Below are 18,339 nucleotides of genomic sequence, written 5' to 3' on the forward strand. Positions count from 1 at the left end.
TGATTTCGCCCTGAAAATGCCGACCATGGAAAGGATTCATATGCTGCACCTTTAGCTAAAACAGTCTTCAGCTTACCATTCGTGGTTATTTGCAACAGTGCCCTTCAGCTTACCATTCGTGGTTATTTGCAACAGTGCCGTAATTCCACCCAGGAAGAATGCCAAGCCCTGGAAAGATTCTAAAATCAGTTCAATAGAACGAAATGAGTTACTTCAAACGGTTAAGCATTTAGGCAGAACCCTATGGAAAAAATGGTCGGGCTATCACCGTCGCAGTTTGGTGGAAACCAAGATGCATTGCATCAAATTATTAGGAGATAAGCTGACGGCAAGACATTTTCAAAGTCAGGTCAATGAAGTTCATGCGCGTGTGGCAGTTCTGAATAGATTTACGGAATTAGGTAGACCTCACACCCAAGTTGTCACTTAAATTTGAATGGATTGGGGAAAACTCAGCTTTTGAATGTTTATGCAACAAAGCCGGTTTTAGTTATAAACTTATTCATTCAGGAATTATATTGCTGAATGAATAAGTCTAATTGATTTATTTATGCAACCCAACTATTCATTTGATTCATTTGATTCATTTGATTCATTTGATTCATTTGATTCATTTGATTCATTTGATTCATTTGATTCATTATTTTTAACTTGTTTTTGTTTAGAATTTTCAACTTTAGAAGCTTTTAAATTCTTTTCAAGAAATAACAAGCCGCCATCTGCATAACTAAAACTTGCGATACTAAAGAATGCACTAATTAACAGTAATTTAGTACAAAATTTATTTTTGAATAGCATGTTTATTTACTCTCATTTAATACTTGTTAGATATTCTAACTTTAAAGAATTAACACCCAGAGGACTCATAAATTACATTCTTGTAATTTTAAAATGTCTCAGGATGGTGTTTAAAGTGCGTGTGATAAATAGAAGTGTAATACAGGAAAATGGTAAGGTTTATCAGCCTAGTCATCTGTCCATTATGTAGAAAGAGCAGCACTTTAATGTTTATGCTGTTCCAATGTATTACATTCCTTACTTTCTATTTGTAACGTAATTTCAGTAATACTATGATTATGTTTTAGAACGTCTAAGGCCTTTTGATAGAGCTGATCTGGATCGCTATTAGGAGCAACCAAATGAGCAGTTAAATGAATGTTTTTTGAAGATATAGCCCAGACTTTCAACTGATGAATCCCTTCAACACCCTCTAGCATCAATAAATCATTTCTTAACGACTCAATATCAATCTCATCAGGAACCCCTTCAAGCAAAATATGGATACTTTGTTTTAATAAAACCCAAGTTCGAGGTAAAACCCAGAAGCCAATTAACACAGCGATTACGGTATCTACCCACATCCACTGGGTAAAATAAATGACCACTCCTCCGATAATCACGCCTATCGATCCCAGTGCATCACTAAGGACTTCTAAATATGCGCCTTTCACATTTAGACTTTCTTGAGCACTCGCAGAAAGGATTTTCATTGAAATCAAATTTATGACCAAACCAATGACTGCGACAATCATCATTCCAACACTTTGAATTTCAGCAGGATGCGTAAAGCGTTGGTAAGCTTCATAGACAATATATATCGCCACCACAAAAAGCATCACTGCATTAAACAGAGCCGCTAAAATTTCGAATCGCTGATAGCCAAAAGTTCTTTTATCATCTGCGGCTTTTTTACCAATTTTGATAGCAGCAAGAGCAATAGCTAATGCGGCTACATCAGTAAACATGTGAGCGGCATCAGACAGTAATGCTAAACTTTGGGTAATAAAAGCAGCGACAACTTCTACTATTAAAAAAGTAGTCGTTAAACCCAAAGCAAACATTAATTTCTTACTATTTCCTTCAGTAACAACCGCATGGCTATGATCATGATGTTCTGACATAAAATTTTCCTTATTCAATCCATGATTAGCAGAGATACTTGAGACAGGCTCAATATCTCTGCTAAAAATTGCTTAATCTAATGGATTAAGAAGCTTTCTTTTCATTCATCCACCGGTACAGTACAGGCAGTAAAACCAATGTAAGCAGGGTAGAGGAGATAATTCCTCCAATGACTACAGTCGCTAAAGGTCTCTGTACTTCTGCCCCAGTCCCGGTTGCCAAAGCCATCGGAACAAACCCAAGCGAAGCAACACAAGCGGTCATCAGCACAGGTCTAAGACGCAAAATTGCACCCTGCCACGTTGCATAATAAAGGTCATATTGTTGTCGCAACTCTTTGATAAAGGTAAGCATGACTAAGCCATTCAGTACAGCCACCCCCGATAGTGCAATGAAGCCAACCCCTGCTGACATGGATAATGGAATGTCACGCAACCACAACGCGATTAAGCCTCCACATAAGGCAAACGGTACACCACTAAAGACCAGTAAGCTTTCTTTGATATTATGGAATACAGCCATCAATAAAATAAAGATCGTCAACAATGCGAGCGGAACCACCAATTGCATACGCGCTTTTGCAGACATCAGATTTTGAAATTGACCGCCATAATCTATCCAATAACCGCTTGGTAATTCCTGTTTGGATAACGTGCTCTGAAGCTCTGTTACGAATGAGCCTAAATCACGTCCTTCTACATTTGCAGTAATAACCACTCGACGTTTACCATTTTCACGGCTGACCTGATTAATACCCAGGATATTTTCAACGCGTGCCACATCTTGCAGTTGGACTAAACCACCATTCGGCAATTGAATAGGAAGTACCGCTAACTGTTCAGGACTACGCTGGGATTCATCTAGACGGATGACAAAATCAAAACGCTTGTCTCCCTGTAAAATTGTTCCAACATTCTGGCCACCGACACTTGTAGCTACCAGATCCTGAATTGCTCTTACCGACAAGCCATATTGTGCAGCTCTGGACTTATCCACCTCTACATTCAACAAGGGTAAGCCACTGGTCTGTTCTACATTAACGGCTGTCGCGCCTGAAATTGAGTTAATTTTTTGAGAAATTTTATTCGCTTCGCGATTTAGAATCTCCATGTCATCACCAAATAATTTGACACCCACATCACTTCGCACCCCTGAAATTAACTCGTTAAAGCGCAGTTCAATGGGTTGCGAGAACTCACTGTTATTTCCCGGCAATGTCGCTAAGAAAGTAATCATTCTTTGGCGAAGCTCATCAATCGTTTGTTTTGGATCAGGCCATTCATCATGAGGTTTTAACAGTACCACGCCATCTGAAATGTTGGGTGGCATAACATCTGTGGCCACTTCTGCTGTACCGGTACGGGCAAAGATCGCTTTAATTTCAGGAAATTCTTTCAACAGTAACTTTTCAGTATTTTCCTGCATTCTCAGTGACTGTTCTAACCCTGTACTTGGGGAACGCATTTGCTGAACAGCAAAATCACCTTCACCCAGTTGAGGTGCAAACTCGCTACCTGTTTGAGTGGCTAGCACGCCCGTAAGCACTAAAATACAGGCAGCCACAATAGTCACAAATAAACGAAGCTCATAGGCTTTATCTAAAAGCAGTTCATATTTGGTTTTAAGCCAATGCATCCAGCGACTTTCGGTTTCCTTGACTTCTCCAGTGACAAATAGGGCAACTGCGGCTGGCACAAAAGTGACAGATAAAATCATGGCCCCAATTAAAGCCAGTACAACAGTCATTGCCATAGGATGGAAAAGTTTGGCTTCTACACCCGTCAGGGTAAAGATAGGTAGATAAACCACCAAAATAATTAACTGTCCAAAGATGAGAGGACGACGCGCCTGTTTTGCAGCCAAGAAGACTTCTTTAAATCTTTCAGAACGGCTAAGTAAACCACCTTTCAGCTTCTGAGCTTCTGCTAGCCGACGGATACAGTTTTCTACAATAACCACTGCACCATCAATAATAATACCGAAGTCCAGTGCCCCTAAACTCATCAGATTTGCACTAATCTTCTGCTCTGCCATTCCCGTCAAGGTAAACAGCATTGACAGTGGAATAACGCAAGCCGTGATCAGCGCAGCACGGAAATTACCTAGAAAGAGAAATAAAATAACAATGACGAGGATTGCACCCTCAATCAAATTTTTCTGAACGGTTTTGATCGCCCGATCAACCAAATGCGTACGGTCATACACAGTCTCAATCACCACACCTTTAGGTAGCGATTGCTGGATCGATTGCACCTTTTCATCAATGGCTTGAGCAACGGTACGGCTATTTTCTCCCATCATCATCATGGCAATACCCAATACAGTTTCTTCACCATTATAGGTTGCAGCCCCTGTTCTTAAGTCATGACCAATTGAGACATTGGCGACATCTGCCACCCGAATCGGATAGCCGTTTTTATTGGCAATACTGATGTTCTGGATATCTTCAATCGTGTTTAAAGTGCCGGGAACACGAACCGTTAGCTGTTGTCCATTTTTCTCAATATAGCCAGCACCACGGTTTTCATTATTCTCTGTTAAGGCAGTTTGTAAATCAGACAAAGGAATTTGCAATTGTTGCAATCGGTTCAGATCAGGGGCAACCACATAGGTTTTATTAAAGCCACCGATACTGTTGATCTCAGCAACGCCTTTTACGCGCTGTAATTGCGGTCTTACAATCCAATCCTGAATTTCACGTAAATCCATCGCCGAATAAGGGGTTCCATCCGGCTTTTTAGCATTTGGTTCGGCTTTAATCACCCATTGATAGATTTCACCTAAACCTGTCGAAATAGGCGACATGTTAGGTTGCACATCTTCAGGCATTTCTCCCATTGCTTCTTGCAAGCGCTGGTTGATAAGCTGTCTGGCCCAGTAAATATCCGTGCCATCTTCAAAAATGATGGTCACTTGCGATAAGCCGTAGCGTGAAATCGAACGGGTTTGTTCCATTTTCGGCATGCCTGACATGGCATTCTCAATGGGATAGGTAATCCGCTGTTCCATTTCCAAAGCCGTAAAGCCATTGGCTGAAGTGTTAATCTGCACCTGAGTATTGGTAATATCCGGTACAGCATCAATCGGTAACTTTTGATAACTATAAATACCAATAGCAATCCAGGCTGCAATAAACAGCATAATCCAAATGGCGTTATGGATAGAAAACTGGATCAGCCGATCAAACAGCCCTTCAGGTTTTACCGATTCGTGGTCTGGAATGTGAGGGCTTTTAGTGCTCATGTGAAGCCTCTCCTTTTTCCATCTCAGATTTCAGTAAGAAACTGCCTTGAGCTGCATATTTTTGTCCCTGATTAAGCCCATTTACCACTTCAATCCACTGGCTATCCCCAGACGATTGCCCTAATTTCACCGGTTGCGGACTGAATTCAACTTTCTGTCCATGCTGAGTGGCGACAAAAACCACATCTTTTCCATCGACATTCTGAACTGCGGACTTAAGTACCCGTAATGCGGTACTTTCACTGCGTTGTTGCAACTGTACGTTTACCATCAAGTTTGGACGTAATTCGGTTGCATTCGATTCAACTTTTGCTCGCACCTGAAGACGGCCTGTTTGAATATCCGCTTCAGTATTTAAAGTCTGAATAACAGCCTGATAGACCTTTTCCGTTTGCAAGGATTTAAATTCGATCTTTTGATTCGGGGCTAAGCCCATAATTTCAGAATTTGGAACAATAAACTCAAGCCAGAGTTGATCTAACCGGTCTATCGTAAAGAGTTGATCGGCTAACTGAACATTTTCCCCGAGAACCAAATCCTTTTTACTGATCACGCCAGAAATGGGAGCTTTCAAAATATAGCGTCCGTTACTGGCATTCACTGCACCAAATGCACTTAAACGTGATTGGGCCGCTTGAACCTGAATTTGTGCCCGTTTATAGCTGTTATAAGCACGTTGATAGTCCTGTTTTGCTGAAATGCCCTGTGACCAAAGCTGACGCTCACGATCATAGTCTTGTTTCGCCAGTTCAAGGTTGGTTTGTTCAATTTTAAGATTGGCCTGCTGATCAACTAGATCAGGAACAAGCAACGCAGCCAAAGGCTGTCCTTTCTGAACTTTTTGACCGAGTTCTACATAGACATTTTCTACATGACCACTAAAACTCGGTGAGACGTGCGCTTGCTGGTCAGTATTCACATTCAGTTTGGCAGGATAAGAACTTAATTTAACCACCGGGCCTTGATCGACCGCTGATAATTGTATGCCCTGTTCCACCAGTTGCTTGGCAGTCAGGCTCACACCTTCTGCATGCTCTTCGGTTTCACCACCATGTTCTTCTCCCCCTTCTTCCTCGGCATGTTCATCTGATGTTTCAGATTTATTCTTACCCGTTAAGATCAAGAAAATACTGAGGAGTACGGTAGCGCCGATGACCAAACTAATCAGTAGGGGTTGAGAGATTTTTCCGCTCTGTTTTTTTAAGCTGTTTTTAAGATCGAACATGTTAATTTCCCCCACCAATGACAGGCATGGCCTGTATGTCTTGCCATAAATTTTGATTGATTTGTGCAATAGCATCTTTCGACATGACTTCACTTGGGCTAATGCCTAAGCTCAAACTTTCTGCTTCAATGGCCTTTTGCCAGCCATCCCGTAACAACTGGACTTTACGCAGACGGATGTCTTGTAATTGAAGCGTGGCTTGCTGAACATCGGTTAAAGCAAACTTGCCTGCCAAGAAACCTTGTAGCGTCTTACTTTGAACTTGAGTCGCCAAAGGAATTTGAGTCTCGTCAACGACTTTGAATTGCAGCTCTAAACCCTGCAACTCGGTTAAAATTGTGCCTATTTGCAGCGCATTTTGCTTCAGATAAAATTCTTTCTGACGCTCTAATAAGTTCATTTTTTCTTGCGCGATTTTTATGCCATTTTGCTGACGATCGAAAATATTAAGCGGTACACTAACTCCGACTACTAATTGATTTTGTGTGGAGTTTTCCAAGGATTGGGTGCGGTTGACACCTAGGTTTAAAGTGGGGTTAGGACGTGCCTTTGCTCTTAGTTGATCAACCGTTGCTTGAGACTCTAATACCAGTAAAGCTCGATATTTCTCAACGTAGTTTTCCGCTAAATATTCTTGAACCTGTCCATGAGTCGATTTTGGCCAGAGCTTTTGTGAAGAGAGGTTTACCTGCAATGACTTATCAGACGTACCCCATAAATTTGATAATTGTTGGGTGGCCACTTGTACCTGTAAGTCTGCCTGTCTAAAAAGGCGTATATTTTCAGCATGACTTAAACGTGCGCGATTCACATCTACTTGCGCGATACCGCCCGCAGTAAAGCGCTTCTCGATCGCTTTAAGGTTTTCTTCACTCACCCGAAGTTGTTCATTGACAATGTTTCTTTCAAGTTCAGCAATGGCCAGTTGTGACCATACATATTTCACCGCAAGCTCAATTTGCGCTTGATAAATCTTCTGCTTCAGTGCTGTTTTATCTGTAGAGAGACTGGCTAATTTTTGGTTTGCTTTTCGCTCACCAAAAATATCCAAGGGTTGTGATATGCCAATGGCAAGCTCTTTTTCATTATTTGAACCAAAGCCCGTTTGTTCAACTGACAATTCAGGATTTTTAAACAGCTTACTTTGCTGAAGATTCGTGGCATTAATACTATTTTGCGTTTCCCAGAAATTTTGGGACGCTTGATATTGGTTAACCTGCTCAATAGCTTGCTGCAGCGTTAAATCTTGAGTACTGGCGACTACGGAAGTACTGATGCTGATCATTGCAGATAGCAAGATACCGCTACCTAAGGCTGACCAGGATAAATTCAGGATGGAGGTATCCTGATGTAATTTGTTTTTTGACATGAAAATGCCCCACGCATAATGAAATTAGGAGTGGTGGGCTTTTATAAGACTACCCCACCAATAGTAGGGGCAAATCGGGAGGCGGGGTTAATTGATTCAGATAAGGGGATTTATAAAAAGTTCTTCCCAAATAAGTTGGGGTAATGCCGGTCTCAAAATCAGCTTTAAGCTTCAGATCATCGGGTGGGTCAATCTGAATCACGATTGTATTTGAGAAATGACTGCACTTTTCGTTAAAACAAACCTTCTGACAATAGTCATAGATTTCTTTATAGTTTTCTAGGGAATAAAGTGCTTGACGAGGACTATCACTCTTTTCGTCTAAATCGATTGGATTAGAGAGTATTGAATTGGGTATGTTTGGCATTTCATGCAGACACGCGGCCTCTGCCACACTCCAAATATTCTGGAATGTGAATAAGAGTACCAATATCTGGATTAGAAATGTTTTTCTCTTCATACACAAATCTGTATTTAAAACACCAATAAAGAAGCTGTCCAGATCTATCAAAGATCTGATCACAGAATTTGAGTAACCTTAAACTTTTTGCAGCCTTAAGTAAAGATATACAGAGTTTTTGAAAAAAGCATAGGTCTAGATAATCAAGCTAGATTTTTTAAAACTCCACATTGGTCAATTGTACATAAACCATCACAAGTACCTCTTAAATCAGATAGTTGTTCAATAAGCTTTTGTTGCTTGATTATATTTTCTCTGATAGCACTGACATGTAAGTCAATTAATTCATTCACCCCTGAACAATTTTTCTCAGGTTTGTCTTTATAGGTAAGTAATTGACGAATTTCATTCAAACTCATATTTAAAGTTCGGCAATTCAAAATAAATTTAATTCGCTCAACATAGCCTACATCGTAAAGGCGGTAATTTCCTTCCGTTCTTTCGGGTTCCGGAATTAAACCTTCCTTTTCATAAAACCTAATTGTTAATACTGAACATGAGGTTTTTTTAGAGAGTTCACCAATTTTTAAATGCATTGAGTTGGTATTTCCAAAAAATCTTGACTCTATAGTAACTATAGGGATTCTAATGTTCAAAGTTTATAAATTTTTTTAATGGGTATAACTATGAGTGGCTGTGGATGTAGTAAAGAAACACCATGCGAAGATAAGAAATCTCAACAAGAAAATCATCCATCAATTGCAGAAGCAAGCAATTCAAAGAATTGTGATAATACGCCTAGCTGTTGTGGTGAAGAGGAAGAAGAAAAATCTTCATCTCCTTGCTGTAACACTTCAAACAGTTGTGAAGATACCGCTCAATCCTGTTGTGGTTCTGATCCCAAAGAAAGTTTAAGCACTGAAAACGTTTTAAAAGATTCGCACTACATGAGTGAATACTTAGTTCCCAAAATGGATTGTTCTGCGGAAGAACAGATGGTTCGTATGGCGCTATCTTCAATTGATGGTGTTCAAAAACTCATCTTTGATTTACCTAACCGGTCTTTAAAGGTTCTACATAATCAAAAAGATGAAAATATAACTACCAAACTTGAAGCTTTGGGTTTTGGTGCAAAGCTTGTGAAGACTGAAACTTATATAAGCAATCAACAGGCTAAGCAAACAAGTACCTATACCATTCCTAAAATGGATTGCTCTGCTGAAGAGCAAATGGTCCGTATGGCTCTTGCAGATATTGAAGCAGTTAAAGGTCTTACTTTTGATCTTCCCAATCGAAAACTGAAAGTCTTCCATAATGAAGGGATTCAGCAAATTACGGCTAAACTCGAAGGACTGGGTTTTGGGGCGAAACTTGATGAAACACAGCTTTCTACAGGCGATATACCTAATGAACCTGATCCTGTGAGACAAGCTAAAGTACTTAAACTGTTATTAGGCATTAATGCTCTACTGTTCTTTATAGAATTCATCAGCGGAATTATTGCTGCGTCTACAGGATTGATTGCTGATTCTCTAGATATGTTTGCCGATGCAGCCGTTTATGGTATTGCGCTATATGCCGTCGGAAAAGCTGCGAAATATCAAGTGAAAGCAGCCCATTTCGCAGGTTGGATTCAGTTATTACTTGCTGTCATCGTGATTATTGATGTCATTAGACGATTCATGTTTGGAAGCGAGCCAGAATCAACGCTCATGATTGTTATTGGCCTGCTCGCACTTATAGCTAACGTGACATGCTTATATCTTATTTCTGGTCATCGAGAAGATGGCGCACATATGAAAGCCAGTTGGATTTTCTCGGCGAATGACGTTGTCGTAAATATGGGCGTTATATTTGCCGGTGTACTCGTGGCGTGGACGGGATCAGCTTATCCAGACTTAATCATTGGCATCCTGGTTTCTTTATTCGTGCTTAATGGTGCTCGAAAGATTTTGGCTTTGAAGTAAGAGTATCGAAAATGAATCTATTTCAAGTTAAACAAAATCAGATCGTCAAAATTAGAGATCTCAAAAAAGGTAATCAATACAGTCATACCACTGATCCCGTATTGGAACGGCTCCAACTATTAGGTTTTAGAGAGGGTGAAACTCTACAAGTACTCGCTAAAGGTGTTTTTGGCGGAGATCCTGTTTTAGTTCAAATTGAAACTTCAAGATTCGCATTAAGAAAGAATGAAGCTGAAAGAATTTTTGTAGAGTTAGTATCCAATGAAGATTAAGAACATTGCATTAGTCGGTAATCCAAATTGCGGAAAAACCTCTTTATTTAATACGCTTACTGGTACGCGACAAAAAGTTGCCAACTATGCTGGGGTTACCGTAGAAAGAAAAGAAGGTTCTTTTAAATTACCTTCTGGTGATGCAATACGAGTATTGGACTTACCCGGAACTTACAGTTTAAAACCTAGTAGTTTAGATGAAGAAGTCACCAGGGCAGTTTGTTTGGGCGAGCTAAAAGGTGAAATTCTACCCGATATTTTTATATGCGTTGTAGATGCCACAAATTTAAGCTTACATTTGAGCTTGGTTCTCGAAGTTCGTGCTCTAAATCGCCCTATGATTCTTGTATTAAATATGATGGATGAGGTCAAAAAGCGTGGTATTTCCATTGATAAGGATAAACTGTCTCAACTGTTAGGTATCCCTGTAGTTGAAGCTGTCGCAGTTAAAACAAAAGGAATTCAAGATTTAATTAATCAATTAGATCAAAAAAATCTTTTTATTACTCCTTATCATTCTGAATTAAGTCATTTTGAACAGGTCAAACAAATCACCAAACAAGTTATTTTAAATAATGACAGTGGTGATAAAAGAACCGCATTTCTAGATAAAATTTTTCTACATCCTGTATTGGGTTTAGTAATCTTAACTTTAACCATGTTTGTGATGTTCCAGGCGGTATTTATATGGGCAACGCCTTTTATTGAATTCATTGAAAATTTTGTCGCATGGCTCAGTGATTTTATTGGACCACTAATCCAACATCCTCTATTAAAAAGCTTGGTTGTGGATGGGGTAATTGCTGGTGCAGGTAGCGTGCTTGCATATATGCCTCAGATTTTGATTTTATTCTTCTTCATTTTAATGCTTGAAGAGTCAGGCTATTTACCCCGAGCAGCATTTCTTTTAGATAAATTAATGTCTAAAGCCGGGCTTAGCGGCCGTTCATTTATTCCTCTGCTATCCAGTTTTGCTTGTGCGATTCCCGGAATTATGGCAACCAGAAGTATCAGCTCTGAACGGGACCGATTAGCAACAATTATGATTGCACCCTTGATGACCTGTTCAGCAAGATTGCCAGTATATGCTTTATTGATCGCGGCATTTATTCCGAACCAATTAATCTACGGCTGGTTAAGTCTGCAAGGATTAGTCCTTTTTGGTCTTTATATGTCGGGAATAGTCTCAGCGTTATTAGTTTCAGTGTTTCTGAAATTGGTTCGAAAAGATAAAACTGAAAGTATTTTTATTTTTGAACTTCCCACATACCGAATTCCAGATATTAGAAATATTGCATTAGGCTTATATGATAGGGCAACTATTTTCTTAAAACGAGTTGGTGGCATTATCGTCGCACTGTCTATCTTGTTATGGGTGCTAGTCACGTTCCCTCAACCACCAGATAATGCAAGCATGCCGGCCATTAACTATAGTTTAGCTGGTCAGTTAGGACATTTAATTCATCCTATATTTGCGCCTATTGGGTTTACATGGGAAATATGTATTGCACTCATTCCTGCTATGGCAGCAAGGGAAGTTGTAATTGCTGCTCTTGGGGTGATTTATGCGATGTCAGGTGATGAAGATACAGTAACTCAAAGTCTGTTAAGTCAAATTTCAGGCCCGGATGGATGGGGGTTAGCCACAGGTTTATCATTATTGGTATGGTTTATTTTTGCTCCCCATTGTCTTGCTACGTTAGCAACAATTAGACGAGAAACTGGCAGCTGGAAACAGCCCATCATTATGGCAACTTATTTGTTTGCATTAGCCTACATCTTTTCATTCATCACATATCAAGTTGCGAGTAAGTTTTAATTAGCAAATGAATAAAAGAGGGGGGGAGCTAGCTCCCCCCCCCCTTTATTAAATTACTCGATGTAAGCGTGGGCTTCTGAATACTTTTATCTAACTATAACAACTACTTAAATGTTTAAATCTCTAGGTTTTGAATAGTCGAGGTATCAGACGAATATAGATTGGTAAAAAGCATAGTTCAACGATAGTCTGAGTCAAGATTACAGCAGGAATTATGGGCATACTTCCCGGAATTGCAAAAGCTAATGGAAGAATAACAAATGAATTTCTATATGATGCTGAAAAGGACACAGCACTAGCAGAGCCAGATTCTAATCGAAAAATACGAGCAATTATCCAACCCACGAATGGAGCAATAATGGCAAAAGAAATATAAATTGGTAAAGCTTGAAGAGCTGCACTTTTTGCAAGCCCAATTTGAGGCATAACTGATGCTAGGACGATAAACAAAACTAGGGCTGTGGCAGGTACAGGAAATAAGTTTAGGCTTTCAGCCACTTTTTCTGCTTGTTCATTTCTATTCCCAATGAACTGAACTATAGCTGCCATTGCTAAGGGTGCAACAATGAACCATACAAACGCATGGACAAAAGGACCAATTTCAACAAGCTGAGCTACCTCTTCTCCGAGGAGTACACCAAGATAAATTGGTAGTAAGATCATTTGGATAAGCAATAATACAGGTGTCATCGCAAGTAATAATCTTGCATTACCTTTCCCAACATGGGTGAAAGTAATCACATAATCAATACACGGTGCTAGTAGAACAAAAAGTACAGCTAAACGAATAAGTGGGTTTTCAGGTAAAAATTGTATTAGACCTGCCGTAATTAAAGGTAAGGCAATAAAGTTAGTAATAAGTAATGCAGAAATAAAACGTAAATTTTTTAATGCCTTGCCAATTTCTGCAATAGGTACTTGTAAAAAAGTAGCAAATAACATTAATGCCAGTGCAGGGTTAATCAAACTTTCTAAAATCGTCGCTCCACTGATGGTTAATCCAAAAATAACTCCGATAAAGATGGTACAGAAGTAGATTTTGACTTGATTATCTTCAAGAAAATTTCGAATATTTTCCATTTTAATTGAGTTACTCACTTGCTTTTAAATAGCGGTATACCGCCTGGCGACTAATTCCAAATGCCTGGCCTAATGCCATTTTTGAAGGGTACTTTCCTTCCTTCCATTCTTGTCTTAAAGCTTCAGCCTGTTCAGGTTTCAATTTATGTACACGCCCTTTGTACTTTCCTTGAGCAGAGGCCAGTTTTATTCCTTCTTTTTGACGCTCTAAAATGATCTCACGTTCGAACTGTGCAAAAGCGCCCATCAATTGCAGCATCAAATTATCCATCGGGGTAGATTGAGCAGTGAAAGTAATATTTTCTTTTACGAACTGGATGGCAATTCCTCGTTTGACCAGTTTATCTACTTCAGTGACTAAATCTTTTAAGCTTCGAGCAAAACGATCCATGGAATGTACAATCACCCTGTCCCCTTCCCGGACATAGTTCAACATTTCCTGAAATTTCGGTCGGTCGGTATTTTTACCCGAAGCTCGGTCAACAAAAATCCGGTCGATTTCAATTCCCTCAAGTTGACGTCCTGTATTTTGCTCGACTGAACTCACCCGGACATAACCTACTTTTTGACCTTTCACTCTTTCACTCCCCAATTGGATAAAAATGAACAATTTCGTAAATTATAAATCTTTAATATCAAAGTTACATGTTATATATGATTAAAAATCATTTAAATGATACATAAAATCCGGGACATTCTGAGTGTTGCTTTAGGGTATAGTCTAATATTACAAGCATTAATAAGAAGGTACTTTTATTTTTAAATCTCTGAGCAAAAAAATCATTTACAAACTCGCCCTTAATCAAGGGCATTTTTAGCCTCCACTTAATATAAAATTTCTTATGCGAAATTCGACTGTTAGCTTCCAAGTGGAAATGTCCTAGATAAAATGAGCTGATTAATTATTTATTCAGCTCACAATATGAGCCGAATGAATGTTATATTCAACTCATCTGAAATTTTAGATGAGCGATTGAAAATGCAGGAATGGATCTGGCAAGTAGAAAACTGGACAAATTTTACGTGGCTAGATTCAATTATCTTGCCTAAAACCAGACAGATATATCAAAAAATAGGAATTCTTCTTGGGCAAAGTCAGCATGATTTAGCAAAAGAACAGTTCACCCTAGATACTCTGCTTGCCAATCTTGTTGCTTCATCTGCAATTGAAAATGAAACAATCAATGTTTTTTCATTGCGATCATCTCTAGCTCAACGCTTAGGTGTCACACTTGAACAGCCTTATCCAAGCTCAGATCGATCAGAAGGTTTAGCCAATATCATGCTAGATGCGCTTAACGATGTTAAGCAACCATTGACTATTGAGCGTCTCATGCAATGGCATCGTTGGCTTTTCAATGACCCGGATTGGACAATGCAACGTTTACGCATTGGTCAACTTCGGGGATCAGAGCCTATGCAGGTCGTTTCAGGTCGATTGGATTATCCTAAAGTACATTTTGAAGCACCGCCAAGAGAAGGCTTAGAAGAACGCTTAAATACATTCATAGCGTGGTTTAATCAAAGTCTGAATGATTCATTGCTTGATCCTCTGTTACGTGCAGGCATTACCCATTTATGGTTTGTTACCCTACATCCTTTTGATGATGGTAATGGACGTATTACACGTACCCTTACAGACCTTGCTTTAGCTCAAATGGATGAACAGAGTATCCGTTTGTATGCAATGTCTACTGCGATATTAAATAAACGTAAAAGTTACTATGAGATATTAGAACAAACTCAAAAAAATGATTCTGATATCACAGATTGGCTAGTTTGGTTTCTAGATACATTGAATGATAGCCTTGAAAAAACCTTAGCACAGATCAATCGAACATTATTTAAAAGTCAATTTTGGCATAAGTATTCAAATTTAGCCCTGAGTGAAGAACAACGCAAAGTCCTAAATCGTTTATTAGACGGTGGCGAGAATGGCTTTGAACATGGTATCAGTGCGTCACAATATCAAAAGGTTGCTAAAGTCAGTAAAGCAACAGCTACTCGCCATTTATCAGATCTACTTGAGAAAAAATGTATCGTCAAATTAGAAGGTGGTGGACGTAATACACGCTATCAGATCAATACTCAGTTATAGATTATTCTAAGTAATAAAAAACCCCAGCATCAGTCCCGGGGTTTTTTATTATCTAAACTTCTTAAATCAGAGTTGGATGAGCATCTAGAATACGAATTAAGGTCGCTGCAGGGCCAGTCGGATAGCGACGGCCTTGTTCCCAGTTCTGTAGGGTTCTCGCACTAATATGCAGACGTGCAGCGAATTCTGCCTGGGTTAAACCAGTTTTCTCACGTACTTCTTTAATATCCGGTAATTCAAGCTCAGTCACTCGACTTGCTTTCATTTCATTGCGTTTGATGGCACCAGCTTCTTTGATTGAAGCAACCAGATCATCAAATAAGTTGTTATCCATGAAATTGCTCCTTCACTAATTGACGCAAAATCGAGGTCTCTTTGTCTGTCAGATTATCTTTCACAGACTTTGGATAAGCCACCAGGAAAAAGATCTGATTATCTTCTGTGACCCAGTAATAGATCACCCGGATACCGCCACTTTTACCTTTATTACCTTGAGCACAACGTACTTTACGAATTCCACCGCCATTCTTGATTAAGTCACCTTTATCAGGCTGTACCAAGAGATCTTGCTGGAGCTGACGATAATCTTCATCACTCACAAGCTCTTTGATTTGCTTGGTAAAGATACTGGTTTCAATGAATAGCATAGATTTAAGTACGTCAATGGCGTATAAGATTTTAGCAGTTCTAGAACAAAAAAACGAGAGCCTACAGCGCTTATTTCGCATACTCTGCATTAAAATGAGGCTGTCTCATGTCTAGGATACCGAGAGCAGTCCAAGAGATAAAAATACCAAAGTAGAGTTTTTTTACAGTTATAGACAAACCTGCATATCGGCAGTTGCTGATCAAGAAAACTTGGGAAAAATAATTTTTCTAAAAATAAATAAAAGTTGAATATTACAGTTTCATAAGGTACTGAATTTGGTACCTTACGCCTAGGGCGTGTCATCAATTAACTTGAGGAAAACCGCCTTGTCCCCATTATACTTTTATGACTAAACGCTATGCATTAAGAGATGATCAGTGGGAACAGATTAAAGATCTATTACCTGGACGAATGGGTACTGTTGGAGTAACGGCCAAAGACAACCGACTCTTTGTTGAAGCTGTATTGTATCGGTATCGTTCAGGTATTCCGTGGCGAGACTTACCAGAACGCTTTGGTGATTTTAGAGTCGTGCATACTCGTTTTAGCCGTTAGGCTAAAACAGGCGTGTGGCAGAGGGTCTTTGAAGTGCTGTCACATGACAGTGACAATGAATACGCCATGTTAGACTCCACTATTGTACGTGCTCATCAACACAGCGCTGGGGAAAAAAAATCAGGCGATTGGACGCAGTAAAGGTGGCTTAAGCACCAAAATCCATGCCCGTACTGATGCTTTAGGCAACCCGACAGGATTTTATCTCACTGATGGGCAGGCCCATGACTTAAACGGTTCAGATGTGTTGCTAGACTTATCGTTGAGCCAAACCTGGCTTATGGATAAAGCCTACAACTCCAAGGATCGGGTCATTGATCCAATTTTAGAGGCGAAGGGTCAGGTTGTGATGCCAGCGAAAAGTAATTCTATTGATCAGCGTGATTATGACCTGCATCTCTACAAGGCAAGACATCTGATCGAGAACTTCTTCGCCAAGCTCAAGCAGTATCGCGCTATTGCCACACGCTATGATAAATTGGCTCAAAACTTCCTATCAGCGATCTACCTGGCTTCAACAATCATCTGGCTTAATTGATGACACGCCCTAGAAATCGATAAAAATTTAACTGCTTATTTCAACTGAACAATCGCGTGAATGATGGTGCAACCCGGTTCAGAAGATAATTTAAACTCCCCGCCCATGCGTTCCAAACGCATTTTCATACTGCGCATGCCAATACTTAATCCCTGTTGTACTACACTATCCGCGTCAAAACCGACACCGTCATCTTCTATACTCAAAATAAACTGGTTTTCCCGAATATAGACCATCGCTATTTTTACCTGCTTGGCCTGACTATGTTTAATAATATTGGTCAGGCTTTCTTCCAGTACCCGAATCAAGGTGAGACACTGCAAAGCACTTGGCACGGCTTGCCATTCGTGCGGGAAAATCCATTTAGAACGAATATCCAGCTCATCCATAAGCTGACTAAAACGATGCCTAACGGGTGCCACCCACAGTATGGGATTGACTGGAATTTTATTGTCTGCAGATGAACCACTATCAATAATTTGCCTGAGGTCATCCCTTAATAATTTAAGCATCGATAAAAATTGCTTGTTTGAAATATTATGTGCGCTTTGATCCACTAAAATCATCGATCGCACCAGTGATGCACCTAGACCATCATGCAAATCATGGGATAAACTGATTCTTTCTTGCAGCTTGACATTTTTAAGCTCGAGTTGATGTTTTTCATTCAGACTGGAGCTTAAATCATTACTGACCTGCTGAACTTTCATTTCCAGCTGGGCATTAAATGCTTCAATTTTTTTAACGTTACGTGCCAATCTTGAGCCTAATATAATCACCATAAAAAAGGTGATCACCGGTCCAGTATAGGGAGATAATGGTCGAACATCCGTTACAATCTCACCTGATAATAATAAAAGGTCAAAAATCATAAAAATGACAATAGCGCTTAGGCACATGGCCAAGAAGATATAATCTGTTCTTTTCGATTGAATGGCTTGGTAACAGACATATAAATAACCGCCCAGAAATACGCCGACATAGATTAAAAATATCAGTCCAAAAACCCAGTAAACGGACTGCTGCGGGGTTAGAAAAATACCTGCAATAATCAGTCCCGTCATCCCCCCAAAAAATATCTCAACTTTAATAAAGTGCTTCTGGATAAACCTGAATAAATAGATCTCTTGCGAAAGTCATTATTGAAAATTTATCCGGTTTACCAGTGCAGCGATTAAGTTAATGCGTAAACCGAATCTTTTCCGTCTATTTCGATAGCGTT

General features: G+C 39.6%; 15 protein-coding genes and 3 pseudogenes. 6 read left to right on the forward strand and 12 right to left on the reverse strand.

Going from position 1 to position 18,339, the window contains the following annotated elements:
- Nucleotides 1-136: 136 nt before the first annotated feature.
- Nucleotides 137-430 (forward strand): annotated as a pseudogene (locus tag ACE01T_RS14605) (IS5/IS1182 family transposase); the annotation flags it as partial.
- Nucleotides 431-618: 188 nt separating this feature from the next.
- On the opposite strand, the pseudogene ACE01T_RS14610 reads toward ACE01T_RS14605, so the two are convergent.
- The 7 genes and pseudogenes from ACE01T_RS14610 to cadR all read right to left on the reverse strand — a co-directional run.
- Nucleotides 619-798, reverse strand: a pseudogene (locus ACE01T_RS14610) (hypothetical protein); the annotation flags it as partial.
- A gap of 203 nt (nucleotides 799-1,001) precedes the next feature.
- Nucleotides 1,002-1,901 carry a cation diffusion facilitator family transporter gene (locus ACE01T_RS14615; RefSeq protein ID WP_004665978.1) on the reverse strand — a complete coding sequence of 300 codons (900 nt, stop codon included), beginning with the start codon at nucleotides 1,899-1,901 and terminating at the stop codon, nucleotides 1,002-1,004.
- Between the two features lie 85 nt (nucleotides 1,902-1,986).
- Entirely contained in the window at nucleotides 1,987-5,145 is a 3,159-nt protein-coding gene (locus ACE01T_RS14620; protein WP_016165560.1) for an efflux RND transporter permease subunit, read from the reverse strand.
- Nucleotides 5,135-6,370 carry an efflux RND transporter periplasmic adaptor subunit gene (locus ACE01T_RS14625; RefSeq protein ID WP_016165561.1) on the reverse strand — a complete coding sequence of 412 codons (1,236 nt, stop codon included), beginning with the start codon at nucleotides 6,368-6,370 and terminating at the stop codon, nucleotides 5,135-5,137. The genes ACE01T_RS14620 and ACE01T_RS14625 overlap by 11 nt, the downstream gene beginning before the upstream one ends.
- Before the next feature lies 1 nt (nucleotide 6,371).
- Nucleotides 6,372-7,739 carry a TolC family protein gene (locus ACE01T_RS14630; protein ID WP_180001850.1) on the reverse strand — a complete coding sequence of 456 codons (1,368 nt, stop codon included), beginning with the start codon at nucleotides 7,737-7,739 and terminating at the stop codon, nucleotides 6,372-6,374.
- A gap of 49 nt (nucleotides 7,740-7,788) precedes the next feature.
- Complete coding sequence (locus ACE01T_RS14635) at nucleotides 7,789-8,199, reverse strand: hypothetical protein (RefSeq protein WP_180081769.1); 411 nt, start codon at nucleotides 8,197-8,199, stop codon at nucleotides 7,789-7,791.
- Nucleotides 8,200-8,342: 143 nt separating this feature from the next.
- The gene (gene cadR, locus ACE01T_RS14640; RefSeq protein WP_039624321.1) at nucleotides 8,343-8,735 is read right to left on the reverse strand and encodes a Cd(II)/Pb(II)-responsive transcriptional regulator; all 393 of its coding nucleotides are present in this window, start codon (nucleotides 8,733-8,735) and stop codon (nucleotides 8,343-8,345) included.
- Nucleotides 8,736-8,825: 90 nt separating this feature from the next.
- Here cadR and ACE01T_RS14645 point away from each other — a divergent pair, with 90 nt between their 5' ends.
- From ACE01T_RS14645 to feoB, 3 genes are read left to right on the forward strand one after another with little or no spacing between them, the layout of a single operon-like run.
- Nucleotides 8,826-10,106 (forward strand): cation efflux transmembrane domain-containing protein, encoded by a 1,281-nt coding sequence (locus ACE01T_RS14645; protein ID WP_395519548.1) that lies wholly within the window; start codon nucleotides 8,826-8,828, stop codon nucleotides 10,104-10,106.
- Nucleotides 10,107-10,117: 11 nt separating this feature from the next.
- Nucleotides 10,118-10,378: a FeoA family protein gene (locus tag ACE01T_RS14650; RefSeq protein WP_004665962.1), complete on the forward strand. Its 261-nt coding sequence runs from the start codon at nucleotides 10,118-10,120 to the stop codon at nucleotides 10,376-10,378.
- Complete coding sequence (feoB, locus tag ACE01T_RS14655; RefSeq protein ID WP_004281858.1) at nucleotides 10,368-12,197, forward strand: ferrous iron transporter B; 1,830 nt, start codon at nucleotides 10,368-10,370, stop codon at nucleotides 12,195-12,197. Before ACE01T_RS14650 ends, feoB begins: the two co-directional genes overlap by 11 nt.
- Nucleotides 12,198-12,320: 123 nt before the next feature.
- Here feoB and ACE01T_RS14660 read toward each other — a convergent pair whose 3' ends face one another.
- Complete coding sequence (locus tag ACE01T_RS14660; RefSeq protein ID WP_004665958.1) at nucleotides 12,321-13,277, reverse strand: arsenic resistance protein; 957 nt, start codon at nucleotides 13,275-13,277, stop codon at nucleotides 12,321-12,323.
- Between the two features lie 10 nt (nucleotides 13,278-13,287).
- Complete coding sequence (locus tag ACE01T_RS14665; protein ID WP_004758168.1) at nucleotides 13,288-13,854, reverse strand: recombinase family protein; 567 nt, start codon at nucleotides 13,852-13,854, stop codon at nucleotides 13,288-13,290.
- Between the two features lie 402 nt (nucleotides 13,855-14,256).
- Between ACE01T_RS14665 and ACE01T_RS14670 the strand changes: the two genes are divergently transcribed.
- Nucleotides 14,257-15,375: a Fic family protein gene (locus ACE01T_RS14670; RefSeq protein WP_180043552.1), complete on the forward strand. Its 1,119-nt coding sequence runs from the start codon at nucleotides 14,257-14,259 to the stop codon at nucleotides 15,373-15,375.
- A gap of 61 nt (nucleotides 15,376-15,436) precedes the next feature.
- Here ACE01T_RS14670 and nadS read toward each other — a convergent pair whose 3' ends face one another.
- Together nadS and ACE01T_RS14680 are read right to left on the reverse strand one after the other, a co-directional pair.
- A complete protein-coding gene (gene nadS, locus ACE01T_RS14675) occupies nucleotides 15,437-15,709 on the reverse strand; it encodes a NadS family protein (RefSeq protein ID WP_004896911.1) in 273 nt (90 codons plus the stop codon).
- Nucleotides 15,702-16,022, reverse strand: coding sequence for a type II toxin-antitoxin system RelE/ParE family toxin (locus tag ACE01T_RS14680; RefSeq protein WP_395519549.1), 321 nt, complete (start codon nucleotides 16,020-16,022; stop codon nucleotides 15,702-15,704). The genes nadS and ACE01T_RS14680 overlap by 8 nt, the downstream gene beginning before the upstream one ends.
- Nucleotides 16,023-16,369: 347 nt before the next feature.
- Here ACE01T_RS14680 and ACE01T_RS14685 point away from each other — a divergent pair.
- A pseudogene (locus ACE01T_RS14685) lies at nucleotides 16,370-17,117 on the forward strand (IS5 family transposase).
- A gap of 35 nt (nucleotides 17,118-17,152) precedes the next feature.
- Here the strand turns inward: ACE01T_RS14685 and ACE01T_RS14690 are convergent.
- Nucleotides 17,153-18,181 (reverse strand): sensor histidine kinase, encoded by a 1,029-nt coding sequence (locus ACE01T_RS14690; RefSeq protein ID WP_395519550.1) that lies wholly within the window; start codon nucleotides 18,179-18,181, stop codon nucleotides 17,153-17,155.
- Nucleotides 18,182-18,339 lie beyond the last annotated feature (158 nt).

Source organism: Acinetobacter uliginosus, from assembly GCF_044130295.1.
GTDB lineage: Bacteria > Pseudomonadota > Gammaproteobacteria > Pseudomonadales > Moraxellaceae > Acinetobacter.

Excerpts from the sequence above, each read along its gene's own strand:
- ACE01T_RS14660 (WP_004665958.1), bottom strand. The coding sequence starts at position 13,277 with ATGGAAAATATTCGAAATTTTCTTGAAGATAATCAAGTCAAAATCTAC.
- ACE01T_RS14635 (WP_180081769.1), bottom strand. The coding sequence starts at position 8,199 with ATGAAGAGAAAAACATTTCTAATCCAGATATTGGTACTCTTATTCACA.
- ACE01T_RS14630 (WP_180001850.1), bottom strand. The coding sequence starts at position 7,739 with ATGTCAAAAAACAAATTACATCAGGATACCTCCATCCTGAATTTATCC.
- ACE01T_RS14625 (WP_016165561.1), bottom strand. The coding sequence starts at position 6,370 with ATGTTCGATCTTAAAAACAGCTTAAAAAAACAGAGCGGAAAAATCTCT.
- ACE01T_RS14645 (WP_395519548.1), top strand. The coding sequence starts at position 8,826 with ATGAGTGGCTGTGGATGTAGTAAAGAAACACCATGCGAAGATAAGAAA.
- ACE01T_RS14690 (WP_395519550.1), bottom strand. The coding sequence starts at position 18,181 with ATGACGGGACTGATTATTGCAGGTATTTTTCTAACCCCGCAGCAGTCC.
- ACE01T_RS14670 (WP_180043552.1), top strand. The coding sequence starts at position 14,257 with ATGCAGGAATGGATCTGGCAAGTAGAAAACTGGACAAATTTTACGTGG.
- ACE01T_RS14615 (WP_004665978.1), bottom strand. The coding sequence starts at position 1,901 with ATGTCAGAACATCATGATCATAGCCATGCGGTTGTTACTGAAGGAAAT.
- ACE01T_RS14680 (WP_395519549.1), bottom strand. The coding sequence starts at position 16,022 with ATGCTATTCATTGAAACCAGTATCTTTACCAAGCAAATCAAAGAGCTT.
- ACE01T_RS14650 (WP_004665962.1), top strand. The coding sequence starts at position 10,118 with ATGAATCTATTTCAAGTTAAACAAAATCAGATCGTCAAAATTAGAGAT.
- nadS (WP_004896911.1), bottom strand. The coding sequence starts at position 15,709 with ATGGATAACAACTTATTTGATGATCTGGTTGCTTCAATCAAAGAAGCT.
- feoB (WP_004281858.1), top strand. The coding sequence starts at position 10,368 with ATGAAGATTAAGAACATTGCATTAGTCGGTAATCCAAATTGCGGAAAA.
- cadR (WP_039624321.1), bottom strand. The coding sequence starts at position 8,735 with ATGCATTTAAAAATTGGTGAACTCTCTAAAAAAACCTCATGTTCAGTA.
- ACE01T_RS14620 (WP_016165560.1), bottom strand. The coding sequence starts at position 5,145 with ATGAGCACTAAAAGCCCTCACATTCCAGACCACGAATCGGTAAAACCT.